15 protein-coding genes are annotated in these 14,171 nt (G+C 66.6%); 10 read left to right on the plus strand and 5 right to left on the minus strand.

All coding sequences use genetic code 11. From position 1 onward, the window contains the following. Positions 1-30 precede the first annotated feature (30 nt). Positions 31-1,413, minus strand: a complete 1,383-nt coding sequence (locus K0O64_RS08395) for an acyl-CoA dehydrogenase family protein (RefSeq protein ID WP_071946836.1) — start codon at positions 1,411-1,413, stop codon at positions 31-33. Positions 1,414-1,628: 215 nt separating this feature from the next. On the opposite strand from K0O64_RS08395, the gene K0O64_RS08400 reads away from it, so the two are divergent. Further along, complete coding sequence (locus K0O64_RS08400) at positions 1,629-2,867, plus strand: cytochrome P450 (protein WP_096310735.1); 1,239 nt, start codon at positions 1,629-1,631, stop codon at positions 2,865-2,867. On the opposite strand, the gene hisN is transcribed toward K0O64_RS08400, so the two are convergent. Further along, positions 2,864-3,658, minus strand: coding sequence for a histidinol-phosphatase (gene hisN / locus K0O64_RS08405; protein ID WP_096310737.1), 795 nt, complete (start codon positions 3,656-3,658; stop codon positions 2,864-2,866). The genes K0O64_RS08400 and hisN overlap by 4 nt on opposite strands. Before the next feature lie 23 nt (positions 3,659-3,681). Here hisN and K0O64_RS08410 point away from each other — a divergent pair, with 23 nt between their 5' ends. Further along, the gene (locus K0O64_RS08410) at positions 3,682-4,005 is read left to right on the plus strand and encodes a hypothetical protein (RefSeq protein ID WP_071950001.1); all 324 of its coding nucleotides are present in this window, start codon (positions 3,682-3,684) and stop codon (positions 4,003-4,005) included. Here K0O64_RS08410 and K0O64_RS08415 read toward each other — a convergent pair. Then, entirely contained in the window at positions 4,002-4,550 is a 549-nt protein-coding gene (locus tag K0O64_RS08415) for a TetR/AcrR family transcriptional regulator (protein WP_071946830.1), read from the minus strand. The two genes, K0O64_RS08410 and K0O64_RS08415, sit on opposite strands and share 4 nt — an antisense overlap. Positions 4,551-4,641: 91 nt before the next feature. Between K0O64_RS08415 and K0O64_RS08420 the strand changes: the two genes are divergently transcribed. Then, the gene (locus tag K0O64_RS08420; protein ID WP_096310741.1) at positions 4,642-5,826 is read left to right on the plus strand and encodes an MFS transporter; all 1,185 of its coding nucleotides are present in this window, start codon (positions 4,642-4,644) and stop codon (positions 5,824-5,826) included. Here the strand turns inward: K0O64_RS08420 and K0O64_RS08425 are convergent. Further along, positions 5,823-7,196: an FAD-dependent oxidoreductase gene (locus K0O64_RS08425; protein ID WP_096310743.1), complete on the minus strand. Its 1,374-nt coding sequence runs from the start codon at positions 7,194-7,196 to the stop codon at positions 5,823-5,825. The two genes, K0O64_RS08420 and K0O64_RS08425, sit on opposite strands and share 4 nt — an antisense overlap. A gap of 197 nt (positions 7,197-7,393) precedes the next feature. Here K0O64_RS08425 and prfB point away from each other — a divergent pair, with 197 nt between their 5' ends. The 7 genes from prfB to K0O64_RS08460 are packed head-to-tail and all read left to right on the plus strand — an operon-like array spanning position 7,394 to position 12,879. Beyond that, positions 7,394-8,503 carry a peptide chain release factor 2 gene (gene prfB / locus K0O64_RS08430; RefSeq protein WP_071946824.1) on the plus strand — a complete coding sequence of 370 codons (1,110 nt, stop codon included), beginning with the start codon at positions 7,394-7,396 and terminating at the stop codon, positions 8,501-8,503. Next, positions 8,490-9,461 (plus strand): mechanosensitive ion channel family protein, encoded by a 972-nt coding sequence (locus tag K0O64_RS08435; RefSeq protein WP_071946822.1) that lies wholly within the window; start codon positions 8,490-8,492, stop codon positions 9,459-9,461. Before prfB ends, K0O64_RS08435 begins: the two co-directional genes overlap by 14 nt. Next, positions 9,458-9,922, plus strand: a complete 465-nt coding sequence (locus K0O64_RS08440; RefSeq protein ID WP_220046283.1) for an Rv3103c family proline-rich protein — start codon at positions 9,458-9,460, stop codon at positions 9,920-9,922. The genes K0O64_RS08435 and K0O64_RS08440 overlap by 4 nt, the downstream gene beginning before the upstream one ends. A 40-nt stretch (positions 9,923-9,962) precedes the next feature. Further along, complete coding sequence (ftsE, locus tag K0O64_RS08445) at positions 9,963-10,652, plus strand: cell division ATP-binding protein FtsE (protein ID WP_071946816.1); 690 nt, start codon at positions 9,963-9,965, stop codon at positions 10,650-10,652. Next, complete coding sequence (ftsX, locus tag K0O64_RS08450) at positions 10,653-11,546, plus strand: permease-like cell division protein FtsX (RefSeq protein WP_047329636.1); 894 nt, start codon at positions 10,653-10,655, stop codon at positions 11,544-11,546. Between the two features lie 2 nt (positions 11,547-11,548). Further along, positions 11,549-12,037, plus strand: a complete 489-nt coding sequence (smpB, locus tag K0O64_RS08455; protein WP_071946812.1) for an SsrA-binding protein SmpB — start codon at positions 11,549-11,551, stop codon at positions 12,035-12,037. Beyond that, a complete protein-coding gene (locus K0O64_RS08460) occupies positions 12,034-12,879 on the plus strand; it encodes an EamA family transporter (protein ID WP_425574830.1) in 846 nt (281 codons plus the stop codon). The genes smpB and K0O64_RS08460 overlap by 4 nt, the downstream gene beginning before the upstream one ends. Here the strand turns inward: K0O64_RS08460 and K0O64_RS08465 are convergent. Next, complete coding sequence (locus K0O64_RS08465) at positions 12,876-14,072, minus strand: PE-PPE domain-containing protein (protein ID WP_083542689.1); 1,197 nt, start codon at positions 14,070-14,072, stop codon at positions 12,876-12,878. The two genes, K0O64_RS08460 and K0O64_RS08465, sit on opposite strands and share 4 nt — an antisense overlap. Positions 14,073-14,171: the final 99 nt, after the last annotated feature.

The following is a 14,171-nucleotide window of genomic DNA, read 5'->3' on the forward strand; positions in this document are numbered from 1 at the left end:
CAGTCTTTTCCGTTCGTTGGCCGGTGACGGTTACAGGACGACAACACCCTCGGCGACGCCGATGGCCCGCAGATCGCGGTACCAACGCTCCACCGGGTGTTCCTTGGTATAGCCGTGGCCGCCGAGCAGCTGCACACCGTCCAGGCCGATCTGCATGCCCTTGTCGGTGCCCAGCTTCTTGGCCAGCGCGGCTTCGCGTGCGAACGGCAGACCGCGTTCGGCGCGGGCGGCGCCGCGCCAGGTGATCAGTCGCAGGCCGTCGAGCTCGATGGCGATGTTGGCGCACATGAAGGCGACGGCCTGCCGGCGCGCGATGGGCTCGCCGAACGCTTCGCGTTCCTTGACGTAGGGGATCACATAGTCGAGCACCGCGTGTGAGGTCCCGACTGCCAGAGCGGCCCAGCCCAGGCGCGACAACGCAATGGCTTCGGAGTAGTCGGCATCAGTGGCGCCGTCTTCACCCAGGCGCGCGGACAGCGGAACCGATACCTTGTTCAGCTCGACCTTGCCCAGGGCGGCGGCGCGGATGCCCATGCTGGGGTCCGCTTTGATCCCCACCCCGGCGCTGGACGCCTCGACGATGAACAACGCCGGCTTGCCGTCGAGTTGTGCTGCCACTATGAACAATTCGGCATCGGCTGCGGCGGGAACCAGCGATTTGACGCCATCGAGGCGGTAACCGCTGGGAGTACGCACCGCGGTGGTCTTGAGTGCGGTCGGGTCGAACAGCGCGTGCGGCTCGGCGATCGCCACGCAGGCCTGCGGCACGTTCTCGCCGGCGAATTCGCTGAGATACGTGGCCTGTTGGTCGGCGCTGCCCCAATGTGTCAGTGCCGAGGCCACGCCGCCGGGAGCCAGGATCGGCAGGGCGAGGCCCATATCGCCGTAGGCCAATGCCTCGGCCACCAGAGCGTTGGTGACCGTGGTGCGCTGTTCGGCGATGCCGTCGAAGTCCTCGGGGATGTTGATCGCGGTGATACCGAGCTCGGCGGCCTTGGCGATCAAATCGGCGGGATAGGTGGCGGCGGCGTCGGCGTCGTGCGCGGCCGGACGCAGGATCTCCTCGGCGAACTCGTCGACCGTCGCGACGATCATCTTCTGGTCGTCGTCGGGGGTGAGGTCGAAATAGTCACCGCCGCTGGGCCGCAGCCGGGTCGGCGCCTTGCCCGCCCCCTGCACCTTCTTGAACTGCCGGGTGGCCGCGCCCGCGGTGGAGAACACCTGCTTGACGCCGTACTTCAAGCCGCGGTTGAGCGGGTCACGCAGGTGGTAGCGGTCCAGGAATTCCTGGCCGACCAGCGGGGTGACGAGCGCCAGACCGATATCGGTCAGGGAGCGCTTGTGCTTGTACTGCCCGACCGCGCTGTCGCGGGCCCGGGTACTGGTGGATTTCGGGGGGAGTGTGTTGGTCATAGTGGCAGCCTCGTCGATGGTGGGCGTCCTGATCTGATGTCGCTCGGACCTATCTTACTCCAAAGTAAGGTAGATGCCGAAACCCTTGGCGACCCGCAGGTTTTGTTGAGTAGGTCACATGACCGCGGATATCGGGTAGCGGTCTACTCGCACCGCCGCGGCTTCGGCGTTCGAGACTCGATGTGCGAGTTGTTCGAGCACGGCTGGGGGCCGACATGACCATCACAATCGACGCGCCGCGGATGCCGAATGTATTCGACGCGGGGTTGCCCACCGTGGACTACGACAATGAGACGGATCCCTACAGGGCGCTGGCAATGCTGCGGCGCGCGCGCCGGCAGGCTCCGATCGCGCTCGGTCCGCACGGTCCGGAATTCCTGGCCTACGACATCGTCCACGAGGCATCACGCGACCGCAGATTCGTTGTGCCGCAGGGGATGTTCCTCGCATCGCAGGGCATCACGTCCGGTCCGCTGTGGGATCGGGTGGTTGCCACGATCATCAACATGGACGGTGACGAGCACCATCGGCTGCGCCGGCTGGTGTGCAAGGCGTTCACGCCGAGAGCCACGGAACGTCTGCGCACCACCGTCACCGAGGTCATCAACGGACTGATCGACACGTGCACGGCCGACGGCCGGTGCGACGTCGTCTCCGACATCGCGCGGCATTACCCGATCCCGATCATCTGTGCCCTGCTCGGCGTACCAGGCGGGGACTGGGAGCACTTCGCACGCTGGACCGACGAGTTCTTCAAGGCCTTCAGCTGGAATGTCGCCGAAAACGAACCGTCGATCCTGGCCGCCTGGGAAGAGCTGGACGACTATGTCGACGCGATGGTCGCCGAACGACGGCACGAACTCACCGATGACCTGGTCTCCGATCTGATCCGAGCCGAAGACGAGGGTGACCGCCTGACCATCGAGGAACTGCGGATGCTGGTGGCCGGCCTACTGATGGCCGGCACCGATACCACCAGGAACCAGCTCGCCGCGTCGGTGTCCGTGCTGTGCGAGCATCCCGACCAGTGGGCGCTGTTGGCCCGGCAACCCGACCTCGCCGCGCGTGCGGTCGAGGAGACGATGCGCCACTCCCCAATTGTGTTCGGCACGCTGCGTACCGTCGTCGAGGATGTCGAGGTCGCGGGCTACCGCGTCCCGGCGGGTACCTTGGTCATCCTCAATTCGGCTGCGGCGAACCGGGATTCGGGTGTCTGCGAGGATCCCGACCGGCTGGACATCACCCGCACCGCGGCGCTGCCGATGCAGACGTTCGGTGGGGGCGTGCACTACTGCCTCGGGGCCAACCTGGCTCGTCTCGAGCTGACCGAGGCGCTGACGGTCATGGCGCGACGCATGCCGAACATCCGTCGCACCGGGCCCGCGCCGTGGAAGCCGCTGAGCGGTTTGAGCGGACCCGCGACGCTGCCCGTCGCATTCGAGGCCGGCTACTAGCGGTTGGCCAACCTCGCCAGGACTGCGTCGTGCAGCAGGCCGTTGGTCGCGACGGCGTGGCCGCCGTGGGGGCCGGGTGCTCCGTCGAGATTGGTGAAGGTGCCGCCGGCTTCGCGAACCAAGATGTCCAGCGGAGCCAGGTCCCACAGCTTGACCTCCGGCTCGGCGGCGATATCGACGGCGCCCTCGGCCACCAGGCAGTAGGAGAAGAAGTCTCCGTAGGCGCGCACCCGCCACACGTCGTCGGTCAACGCGAGGAACTGCTCGCGGCGCCCGAGGTCGGCCCACCCGGACAGGCTGGAGAACGAGAGGCTGGCTGAGCCCAAGTCCGCGACACCGGATACCGACAGAGTGCGCGCCGGCCCGTCGCCGGTCGTCGCGAACGCGCCCAGGCCGCGGCCCGCCCACCATCGCCGGTTCAGTGCCGGGGCGCTGACAACGCCGACGATCGGAATGCCGTCGTCGAGAAGTGCGATCAGGCTGGCCCACACCGGCACGCCACGGACGAAATTCTTGGTGCCGTCGATCGGGTCGATCACCCACTGCCTGCCCTGGAATTCGGCGGTGCCGCCGTACTCCTCACCGAGCACCGCATCATCCGGGCGCTCGCGGGACAGGACTGCCCGCAGGTCCGCCTCGACCGCCTCGTCGGCGTCGGTGACCGGCGTGAGGTCGGGTTTGGTGTCGACACGCAGATCCAGCGCCCCGAACCGGTCGAGGGTGATCGCGTCGGCCCGGTCGGCGAGCTGCAACGCCACCGAGAGGTCTGCCCGTACATCGTGGCCGCTCATGCCAGCAGTCCTACCATGGCCGCATGTGGGAGTTCTTCGTGATACTGCTCATCGTCGGCGCGCTGGTCCTGGTTCTGGCGCCGCGCATCATGCGCCGTGGCCCACGCGGCGAGGTGGTGCACGGCACGCTGCTGGTGACCGGGGTGAGCCCACGCCCGGACGCCACCGGTGAGCAGTTCGTCACGATCAGCGGCGTCATCAACGGCCCGACGGTCAACGAGCACGTGGTCTATCAGCGGATGGCGGTGGATGTGAACAGCTGGCCGGCGATGGGCCAACTCATGCCGGTGGTGTACTCGCCGAAGAATCCGGACAACTGGAATTTCGCGCCGCCCGAGCAGGTCTAGGTCCGCGGCGCGTCCATGCACTGGTCGATGAGGCGGTCGATCACCGCCAGCAGTCCCTCGTCGAGCTCCGTGCGCGGCTGACCGCCGAGGGCGCTGAACAGCGCGTGGTGGTAGAGGCCGTCCCCGATGAGCTTGACCGTGCGTGCGACGTCCCGGTCGCCGAGTGCCTCGGTCAGCACGCTTAGCCACTGGTCGGAGATCTGCTCGATGGCCGCCCGCGCCCGCGGATCGCCGGCCTGCTGCAGGCGGGCCACCGCGACCAGCGTGCGATCCAGGGGCGTGTTCGCGTAGTGGGAGGTGCGGATGTAGTGCCGTGCCGGCCCGTCGGCCGCGTTGCGCATTTTGTCGACGTCGTCGGCGGCCAGCGCGATCAGTCGCTCACACAGGGCTTCGGCGAGCTGGTCCTTGGACGGGAAGTGGTACAGGAGACCGCCCTTGGACACCCCCGCCCTGGCGGCCACCGCGTCCAGCGTGGCGTGGCGCTCGCCGTCGACGGCCAGCGCGTCGGCGTAGGCATCGAGGATGCGCTCACGCGAGGTCGCCATTGGCTGAGTTTATCGACTTTCGGACTGTACCGTCTGGACGGTACAGTCGAGGGGCATCGGAGTACTGGAACCAATTGATGGAGAGATAACCGTGCGCGCCTATGCCGAGCTCATTCGAGTTCCGGGCGTGGTCAACGTGACCGCCTCACAACTTTTCGCACGGTTGCCTCTGGGCATGCTGTCGCTGGCGATCCTGCTGCATGTGCAGGCCCGCACCGGTTCGTTCGCGGTGGCGGGCGCCGTCGTGGCGTGCACCAGCATCGGCGAAGCGATCGCCATGCCGATGACATCGCGTCTGCTCGGCCGCATCGGCATGGTCGCGACCCTGGTGTCCGCCGCCGTGGTCAACGGCATCTGCATGCTCGCGTTGGCCTTCTTCCACGTCCCCGGCCCCGTGCTGATGGGACTGGGCTTCCTGATCGGCGCCTCGGTGCCGCCGCTGCTGCCCGCCGTGCGCTCGCTGTACCCCCAGATGGTTCCGGGGGAGGGGCTACGAGCCCTCTTCGCGTTGGATACGACTGCGCAGGAACTGATTTGGGTGATCGGCCCGGTCGCCGCCACGTTCCTCGCGTCAGCCATCTCGACCGCGATCCCGCTGCTGTTCTCCGCCGGCGTCACGGTGGTGGGCACGGCGTGGTTCCTGCTGAGCGCGCGCCGATTGAAGCCGCGCATCGATCGCAGCGTCGTCGCCTTCGGCCGAGTGCTGGTCAACCCCGCCGTCATTCTGGCGATGGTGGCCAGCCTCGCGCTGGTCGCATCGTTCATGGCGCTGGAAGTCGGCGTGCTCGCGCTGTTCGGCAACCACAACCTGTCGGCCGGCGTGGCGTTGGGCGTGGCCAGCCTCGGGTCACTGATCGGCGGCGTGCTGTTCGGCCATCGCCACCTCGGCGTGCGCGGTCTGGCGACGTCCATGACCGTCGTTGCCGCGGGCACGGCGGTATTCGGTCTGGTCGACGGGTGGGCGCTGCAACTCACCGCGCTGTTCGCTTCCGGGCTCGGCTTCGCACCCGCCCTGGCCGCCCTCTACGTGATGGTGTCGCGCGAGATCGCCGAGCACTCGGCCGCCGAGGCGTTCGGCTGGCTCAACAGCGGAGCTCTCGTCGGCGGCGCCATGGGCACCGCGATCGGCGGCGTGGTCGTCGACCGCTACGGCTCGTTCGCAGTGATCATGGTGTCCGCCGCGCTGGCCCTGATCGCCGCGTGCACACCGTTGATCGCGCGCACCGCCGGACCGGTCGGTGGGCTGTCGCGCGAGAAGGAGACCTGCGGGGTCTAGCCGTGGCCGATGCGCAGCAGCTCGGCCACGCTGGTGAGCTTGACCCGCGGACGGCCGTGCGGCTCGCCCGCGCCCCGCTCGTGCGCATCGATCAGCTTCCAGTGGTCGTCGGTGATCAGCTTGGGCTGCCGTGACAGCAGCCACTCGACGAGCGTCTCACCGTGGTCGTCGCCGAAGGCGCCGAGCTCGCGGCCGTCGAGGTCGGCCAGCAGCGTCGCGACGGTGTCGGCGGAGTCCTTCTTGTTGCTGCCGATGACCCCGGACGGGCCGCGTTTGATCCAGCCGACGACGTACTCGTTGGCGCTGCCGTCGACGCGTCCGTCGGTGTGCGGGATGGTGCCCGAACGGTCGTCGAACGGCAGGCCCGGTGTCGGGATGCCGCGGTAGCCGACCGCACGTACGACCAGCTGGGCGGGCAGTTCCTCGCGCACGCCGGTGTCCTTGGCGACGATGCGGCCGCCCTCGTCGACGAGCTCGTTGCGGCCCAGCACCACCGACTCGACCCGGCCGTCGCCCTTGATCTCGATGGGCGAGGTTTGGAACCGAAACACGATGCGGCGCTTGGCTCCTCGCGGTTGGGTGTCGGCATACCCGCGCAGCACCTTGATGTTCAGCTTGACGGTCTTACCCGCCGCCTCCAGCTGTTCGTCGGTGATCGACTCGAAGTCGGCGGGGTCGACGATGACGTCCACGTCGGCCATGGCCTCCAGGTCGCCCAGTTCACGCAGCTCCAGCGTCGTGAACGTGGCCTGCAGTGGCCCGCGGCGGCCGATCACGACGACCTCCTCGACGCCTTTCGCGTGCAGCAGGTCGAGCGCATGGTCGGCGATGTCGGACTTCGCCAGCTCGCGGGGATCGCTGACGAGGATGCGCGCGACGTCGAGCGCGACGTTGCCGTTGCCGACGACGATGGCGCGCCCGGTCGACAGGTCCGGCGCCATGTCTTCGAAGTGGGGGTGCGCGTTGTACCAACCGACGAAGTCGACGGCGGCGACGCTGCCCTCCAGCTCCTCGCCGGGGATGCCGAGCGGGCGGTCCGACTGCGCCCCGATCGCATACACGACGGCGTCGTACTTCTGTGCCAGTTCCTGCGCCTGTACGTGCTCGCCGACGCGGATGTTGCCGAAGAACCGGAACCGCTCATCGAGCGAGGTCTTCTCGAATTGGGCGCTGATGGTCTTGATCTTGGGATGGTCTGGCGCCACGCCGGAGCGCACCAAACCAAAGGGGGTGGGCAGCATCTCGAGCATGTCGACGTGCACATCGGGCCCGCCGGCGGCGACCGAACTGTCCGCGAACTTCAGCAGCGATGCCGCCGCGAAGTATCCGGAAGGGCCTGCACCAACGATCGCGACAAAGTAAGGACGCATCCTCGCGCTTTCTCTCCGGACCCGGCTGCGCGCAAGGGGCTGTCGCGTCGCAGTCGAGAAGCACCGCTATGGGCTGAGCGGCGCCACATCCTGGTTGACAAATGTGATGCTAGTCGCGCGACCGGCGCGGCAACCCCAGAAGTCTCAGGAGCTGCCGTGGATCACAACGTGTCGCGGCGCCGGTACCCTGAGGAGCCGTGGACCTCGATCGTCAGTCAGATATCGCCGCCCTCGACACCACCTTGACGACGGTGGAGCGAGTGCTCGACATCGATGGGCTGCGCGCGAAGATCGAGAAGCTCGAACACGAGGCCGCCGACCCCAATTTGTGGAACGACCAGAGCCACGCCCAGCGCGTCACCAGTGAACTCTCCCACGCCCAAGGTGAACTGCGTCGCGTCGAAGGCTTGCGCAGCCGCCTCGAGGATCTGCCGGTGCTCTACGAATTGGCGGCCGAAGAGGGTGGCGACGACGAGCTCGCCGAGGCCGACGCCGAACTCAAATCGTTGCAGGCCGACATCGAACAGATGGAGGTCCGGACCCTGCTGTCCGGCGAGTACGACGAGCGCGAGGCCGTCGTCACCATCCGCTCCGGTGCGGGTGGCGTCGACGCCGCCGATTGGGCCGAGATGCTGATGCGGATGTACATCCGCTGGGCCGAGCAGCACAACTACGGCGTCGAGGTGTTCGACACCTCCTACGCCGAAGAGGCGGGCATCAAGAGCGCGACGTTCGCCGTCCACGCGCCCTACGCCTACGGCACGCTGTCGGTCGAGCAGGGCACCCACCGGCTGGTGCGCATCAGCCCGTTCGACAACCAGAACCGGCGCCAGACCTCGTTCGCCGATGTCGAGGTGCTGCCGGTGGTGGAGACCACCGACCACATCGAGATCCCCGAAGGCGATCTGCGCGTCGACGTCTACCGTTCCAGCGGTCCCGGCGGTCAGTCGGTCAACACCACCGACTCGGCGGTCCGACTGACGCACATCCCCACCGGCATCGTCGTCACCTGCCAGAACGAAAAGTCGCAGCTGCAGAACAAGGTGTCAGCAATGCGTGTTCTGCAGGCCAAGCTCCTGGAACGCAAGCGGCAAGAGGAGCGCGCCGAGCTCGATGCCCTCAAGGGCGACGGCGGAAGTTCCTGGGGCAACCAGATGCGCTCCTACGTTCTGCACCCATACCAAATGGTCAAGGATCTGCGCACCGAGTACGAGGTGGGCAATCCCGCGGCGGTACTGGATGGGGACATCGACGGATTCCTGGAAGCGGGAATCCGGTGGCGCAACCGACGAGATGACGACGAATAGCTACCTGGCGTTCCCGTTCGCCGCACGGTGGCATGACTTCTGGCATGGCACCGTCGGCGAGTGGATCCTGACGCGCGGACTGCGCATCGCGTTGCTGCTCATCGGCGGTCTGCTTGCGGCGCGGTTCATCCAGTGGGGCACGCAGAAGATCTCCCGGCGCATCGACGCCAGCTTTCGCGAAAGCGACGCTCTGGTCCGCTCGGAGAGCGCCAAACATCGGCAGGCTGTGGCGTCGGTCATCTCCTATGTGGCGATCGCCCTGCTGGCCGTGATGGTGGTCGTCGAGGTCACCGATGTGCTCGCGGTTCCGGTCAGCTCGCTGGTGGCGCCCGCCGCAGTGCTCGGTGCCGCGCTCGGTTTCGGCGCGCAGCGCATCGTGCAGGACCTGCTGTCCGGGTTCTTCATCATCACTGAAAAGCAGTACGGATTCGGTGACCTGGTGTCGCTGACCGTGGCGGGTATCGCGAAGGAGGCGACGGGAACCGTCGAGGACGTCACCCTGCGCATCACCAAGTTGCGCTCTCCGGAAGGTGAGGTGCTCACCATCCCGAACGGTCAGATCGTCAAGACCCAGAACCTGTCGAAGGACTGGGCGCGCGCGGTCATCGACATCCCGGTGCCGACGACGTCTGACCTCAACCGGGTGAACGATGTGCTGCATGGGGTATCCGAGAAGGCGATCAAGGACCCCGGGCTGAAGGACCTGCTTCTGGACGCCCCACAGCTGATGGGAGTGGAAAGCATCGAACTCGACACCGTCAACCTGCGCATGGTGGCGCGCACGCTGCCCGGTAAACAGTTCGAAGTCGGCCGCAAGCTGCGGGTGCTGGTGATTGCGGCGCTGATGCGCGCCGGCATCGCCAGCCCGGCGGACGGCTCACCGATGGTCGAGGCCATCGTGCACCCGGCGACCGCCGATGACGCGGCGCAGACCCAGGGGCCGGTGACGCCGAAGTGAAGCTGAAGCCGACACCCCGGGAAGGTCGCGGCTGGCCCCAGTATCTCTTCTGGGGCCGGATGCGGACGTCCACTGCCGCGCTGCTGGCCGCGTTCATCGCCGTCTGGTGGCTGTATGCGACGTATCAGCCGGAGCCCGCCCCGGCGGTCGCGCCGAACACCCAGATCGTGCCGCCGGGCTTCGTGCCCGACCCGTCGTACACGTGGGTGCCCCGCACCGATGTGCGGGACCGCACCACGACCACGAGGACCACGACCACAACAACGACGACGGAGACGACGACCCCGACGGAGACGACGACTCCGACCACGTCGTCCACGTCACCGACATCCACGACGTCGCCGAGCCCGGCGCCGTTTCAGATCCCTGGGCTGCCCACTCCGACCCCGTCACCTGCGCCGGCCCCCACCCCGGCACCGGGCCAAGGGCCCATGGTGACGCCCGCGGCGCCGACGCAGTAACCGGGCCGGGGGCCGTGGACGGCTACACTGGCGTGCCGTGATGATCACCCTCGACCATGTCAGTAAGCAGTACAAGTCGTCGGCACGGCCAGCCCTCGACAATGTCAGCGTCAAGATCGACAAGGGTGAGTTCGTCTTCCTCATCGGCCCGTCCGGCTCCGGCAAGTCCACGTTCATGCGGCTGCTGCTGGCCGAGGAAACACCCACCTCCGGCGATCTGCAGGTGTCGAAGTTCCACGTCAACAAACTCTCCGGCCGCCAGGTGCCCAAGCTCCGCCAGGTGATCGGCTGCGTGTTCCAGGACTTCCGGCTGCTGCAGCAGAAGACGGTGTTCGAGAACGTCGCTTTCGCCCTGGAGGTGATCGGGAAGAAACCCGACACCATCAACCGCGTGGTGCCCGAGGTCTTGGAGATGGTGGGTCTGTCGGGCAAGGCCAACCGGCTGCCGGCCGAGCTGTCCGGCGGTGAGCAGCAGCGCGTGGCGATCGCGCGGGCCTTCGTCAACCGCCCCCTGGTGCTGCTGGCCGATGAGCCCACCGGCAACCTGGACCCGGAAACCAGTAAGGACATCATGGATCTGCTCGAGCGGATCAACCGCACGGGCACCACCGTGTTGATGGCCACCCACGACCACCACATCGTCGACTCCATGCGCCAGCGCGTGGTGGAGCTGTCCCTGGGCAGGCTCGTCCGCGATGAGCAGCGTGGTGTCTACGGAATGGATCGTTAAGTGCGCTTCGGCTTCCTAGTCAACGAGGTCTTCACCGGACTTCGCCGCAACGTCACCATGACGGTGGCCATGATTCTGACGACGGCCATCTCGATCGGCTTGTTCGGCGGTGGCCTGCTGGTGGTGCGCCTAGCCGACCACTCGCGCAACATCTACCTCGACCGCGTCGAAACCCAGGTGTTCCTGACCAACGACGTGTCGGCCAACGACCCCACCTGTGACGCCGATCCCTGTAAAGCGTTGCGGGCCAAGATCGAAGCCCGCAACGATGTGCGTTCGGTCCGGTTCCTGAACCGCGATGACGCCTACAACGACGCCACCCGCAAGTTCCCGCAGTACAAGGACGTCGCGAGCAAGGACTCGTTCCCGGCGTCGTTCATCGTCAAGCTGGACAATCCCGAGCAGCACAAGGATTTCGATGCGGCGATGGTGGGCCAGCCCGGTGTGCTCAACGTGCTGAACCAGAAGGAGCTGATCGATCGGCTCTTCGCGGTGCTCGACGGGCTATCGGCGGCGGCGTTCGCGGTCGCGGTGGTGCAGGCGATCGGTGCGATTCTGTTGATCGCCAACATGGTTCAAGTCGCGGCCTACACCAGACGCACGGAGATCGGGATCATGCGCATGGTGGGTGCCACGCGGTGGTACACCCAGCTGCCGTTCCTTCTGGAGGCGGTGCTGGCGGCGACTATCGGTGTGGTGATCGCCATTGTCGGGTTGATCGTGGTGCGGGCGGCGTTCCTGGAGAACGCGCTCAACCAGTTCTACCAAGCCAATCTGATCGCCCGGATCGACTACGCCGACATCCTCTACATATCGCCGATCATGTTCGGCGTCGGCGTGTTGATGGCCGGTCTCACCGGCTACGTCACGCTGCGCCTGTACGTACGGCGGTAGCGGTGGCCAAGAATCCGGACAAGAAACCCGAACGCAAGATCGTCGCCTCCAACCGCAAGGCGCGGCACAACTATTCGATCCTCGACACCTACGAGGCCGGAGTTGTCCTGCAGGGCACCGAGGTGAAGAGTCTGCGGGAAGGCCACGCTTCGCTGGCCGATGCGTTCGCCACCGTCGACGACGGCGAGATCTGGTTGCGCAATCTGCACATCCCGGAGTATCACCACGGCACCTGGACCAACCACGCGCCGCGGCGCAACCGCAAGCTGCTGCTGCACCGCAGCCAGATCGACACGCTGGTGGGCAAGATCCGCGACGGCAATCTGACCCTGGTGCCGTTGTCGTTGTATTTCTCCGACGGCAAGGTGAAGGTCGAGTTGGCGCTGGCGCGCGGTAAGCAGGCGCACGACAAGCGGCAGGATCTGGCCAAGCGGGACGCGCAGCGTGAGGTGATCCGGGAGTTGGGCCGCCGGGCCAAGGGCAAGCTCTGATCGGGATCCTGCTCGCGCTGGCATCAGCAATCGGTTACGGCGTCAGCGATTTCGTCGGCGGTATCGCGGCGCGACGGGTGGCCGCACTGCGCGTGGTGTTGGTGTCCTATCCGCTGGCGATGGTGCTGCTCGGGATTCTGGCGCTGATCTTCGGTGGCACGGTGTCGACGCCGGCGGTGGTCTGGGGCCTGCTGTGCGGGGTGAGCCAGGCTTTCGGTGTGTGGTGGTTCTACGCCGCGCTGGGTGCCGGCCCGATCTCGGTGGTGTCGCCGCTGACCTCGGTGTTGGTGGCCGCGGTACCCGTGAGTGTGGGACTGGCGATGGGGGAGCAGCCCGGCCTGATCGCCGGGGTGGGCACCGTGCTGGCGCTGATCGCCGTCGTGCTGGTGAGCCGGCAGGCCACCGATGAGGACGTGCGCCCGCACAGTTTCACCGCAACCGTGGCATGGCTGACGGTCGGCTCGGGTCTGGCGTTCGGCCTTAATTTCGTTCTGCTGCACCAAGCTCCGGCCGATGCTCACCTGTGGCCGCTGTTCTTCGCGCGGGTGTCGGCGACGGCGATCGTGCTCGCGGTGGCCGCATTCAGCGGTAATTTCCATGCGCTATGGGGATTTCCGCTGAAGATGGCGATATTGGCCGCGTTGTTGGACACGGTCTCCAATGTCGCCACGCTGCTGGCGCTGCAGGCCTCGCTGCTGTCGCTGGCGAGCGTGCTGATGTCGCTCTATCCGGCGGCTACGGTGCTACTGGCGATCGTGGTGCTGCGGGAGCGGGTCACCCGCTGGCAGGTGCTGGGCATGGTGATGGCGTTGGTCGCCGTCGGGATGATCTCGGTCCGCTAGGGCTTGTCAGCCGTTGCCGATGCACGATGCGGGACAAGGCTTTTCACCCCATTGGCGATTCCATCGGTGACTTTCTTCACCGGCGCTAGGCGGTTTGCGGTGACAGGCTGCGGTGACACCTTGTTGGCGCTGGTCCGAAGATTGGGAAGCGTAGGGCTCGACGATGACAGGTCGCTTTGAACCTTGTTCGTCCCCTGCTGCACCGCAACCGGCAGTTGTTTGACGACTGTCTCAGTGTTGGACACCGGCGGCAACAGCCCGACCGGACGCTGCACGCCCGGGTCGTCCGGGACGGGCTGGTTGTCCCGGTAGCCGGCATTGACGAGGACTGTGGCGGCGGGCTCCACCGCATCGGCGATGACGTTGCCGCCGGGAACCATCCGCAGCGGGCGCACCAGCGGCAGCCCGTCGGACTGGAACGTGACGTAGGTGATGTTGCCGTCGACCGGGATCTTGTCGACGACGTTGCCCTGCGGGTCGACGACGTAGTGGTAATGCTGGGCGCCGGCGGGCACCGGAGTGAGCGCTTCCTGCGGCATCGGTGCCGTCGCCTGTCCGCCGTAGTCGTAGGCATACGCCATCAAGCTATTGGCGTCAGCGAGCACATTGATGGGGTAGGTCGGCGCATCGGAGTTGATGTTGTACTCGTACGCGGTGTCGACGACCGGAACGCTGAGGTCGTTGAGCGTGGGTGCGGCCGATGTGGCCAGAAGTGGCGCGAACATCCAGTACGTCGTCCAGAAGCCGCCACCGGCACGGTTGGTGTTGTTGTCCAACACCACCAGTCGAACATTGTTCAGGGCCGGGTCGCTGTTGTTCTGCATCTTGCCGAGCGCCGTTCCGGTCTGGCCTGCGCCCCATCCGGACGCCAGGACCGCCACACCGCGCGGGTCGGTGCTGTTGGCGTCGATCGCGTCGGCGATGCCCTGCGGTCCGAGGAAGAACGGAACTACTTGGGGCGCACCGTATCCGCTCCAGTCGCGGTTGTAGTAGTCGGAACTGGCGAAGACCTGCGCCGTCGAGTTGGCCGGAGTGATCAGAGCCATCAAGTCGACGGATGCCGCCGTGTGTGTGGTCTGGCCGGCTACCAGAACGGTGGTGAGGCCGCTGACGCCGAGGGTGACGACTGTCAGCCCTCGCGTCTGCTGGCGCCGGATTGCCTTACGGCGAGATATGCGGTGCTTTCCCGACATGTGTAGATCCCTATGGCCGCCCCTACGCAGGAGCGTTTGCCCCTGCGTCAAATCCACTCATTTCGGCAAATGAGCTTCCGATACAAGAAATCGTCTGCA

Source organism: Mycolicibacterium pallens (assembly GCF_019456675.1).
GTDB classification, from domain to species: domain Bacteria; phylum Actinomycetota; class Actinomycetes; order Mycobacteriales; family Mycobacteriaceae; genus Mycobacterium; species Mycobacterium crocinum.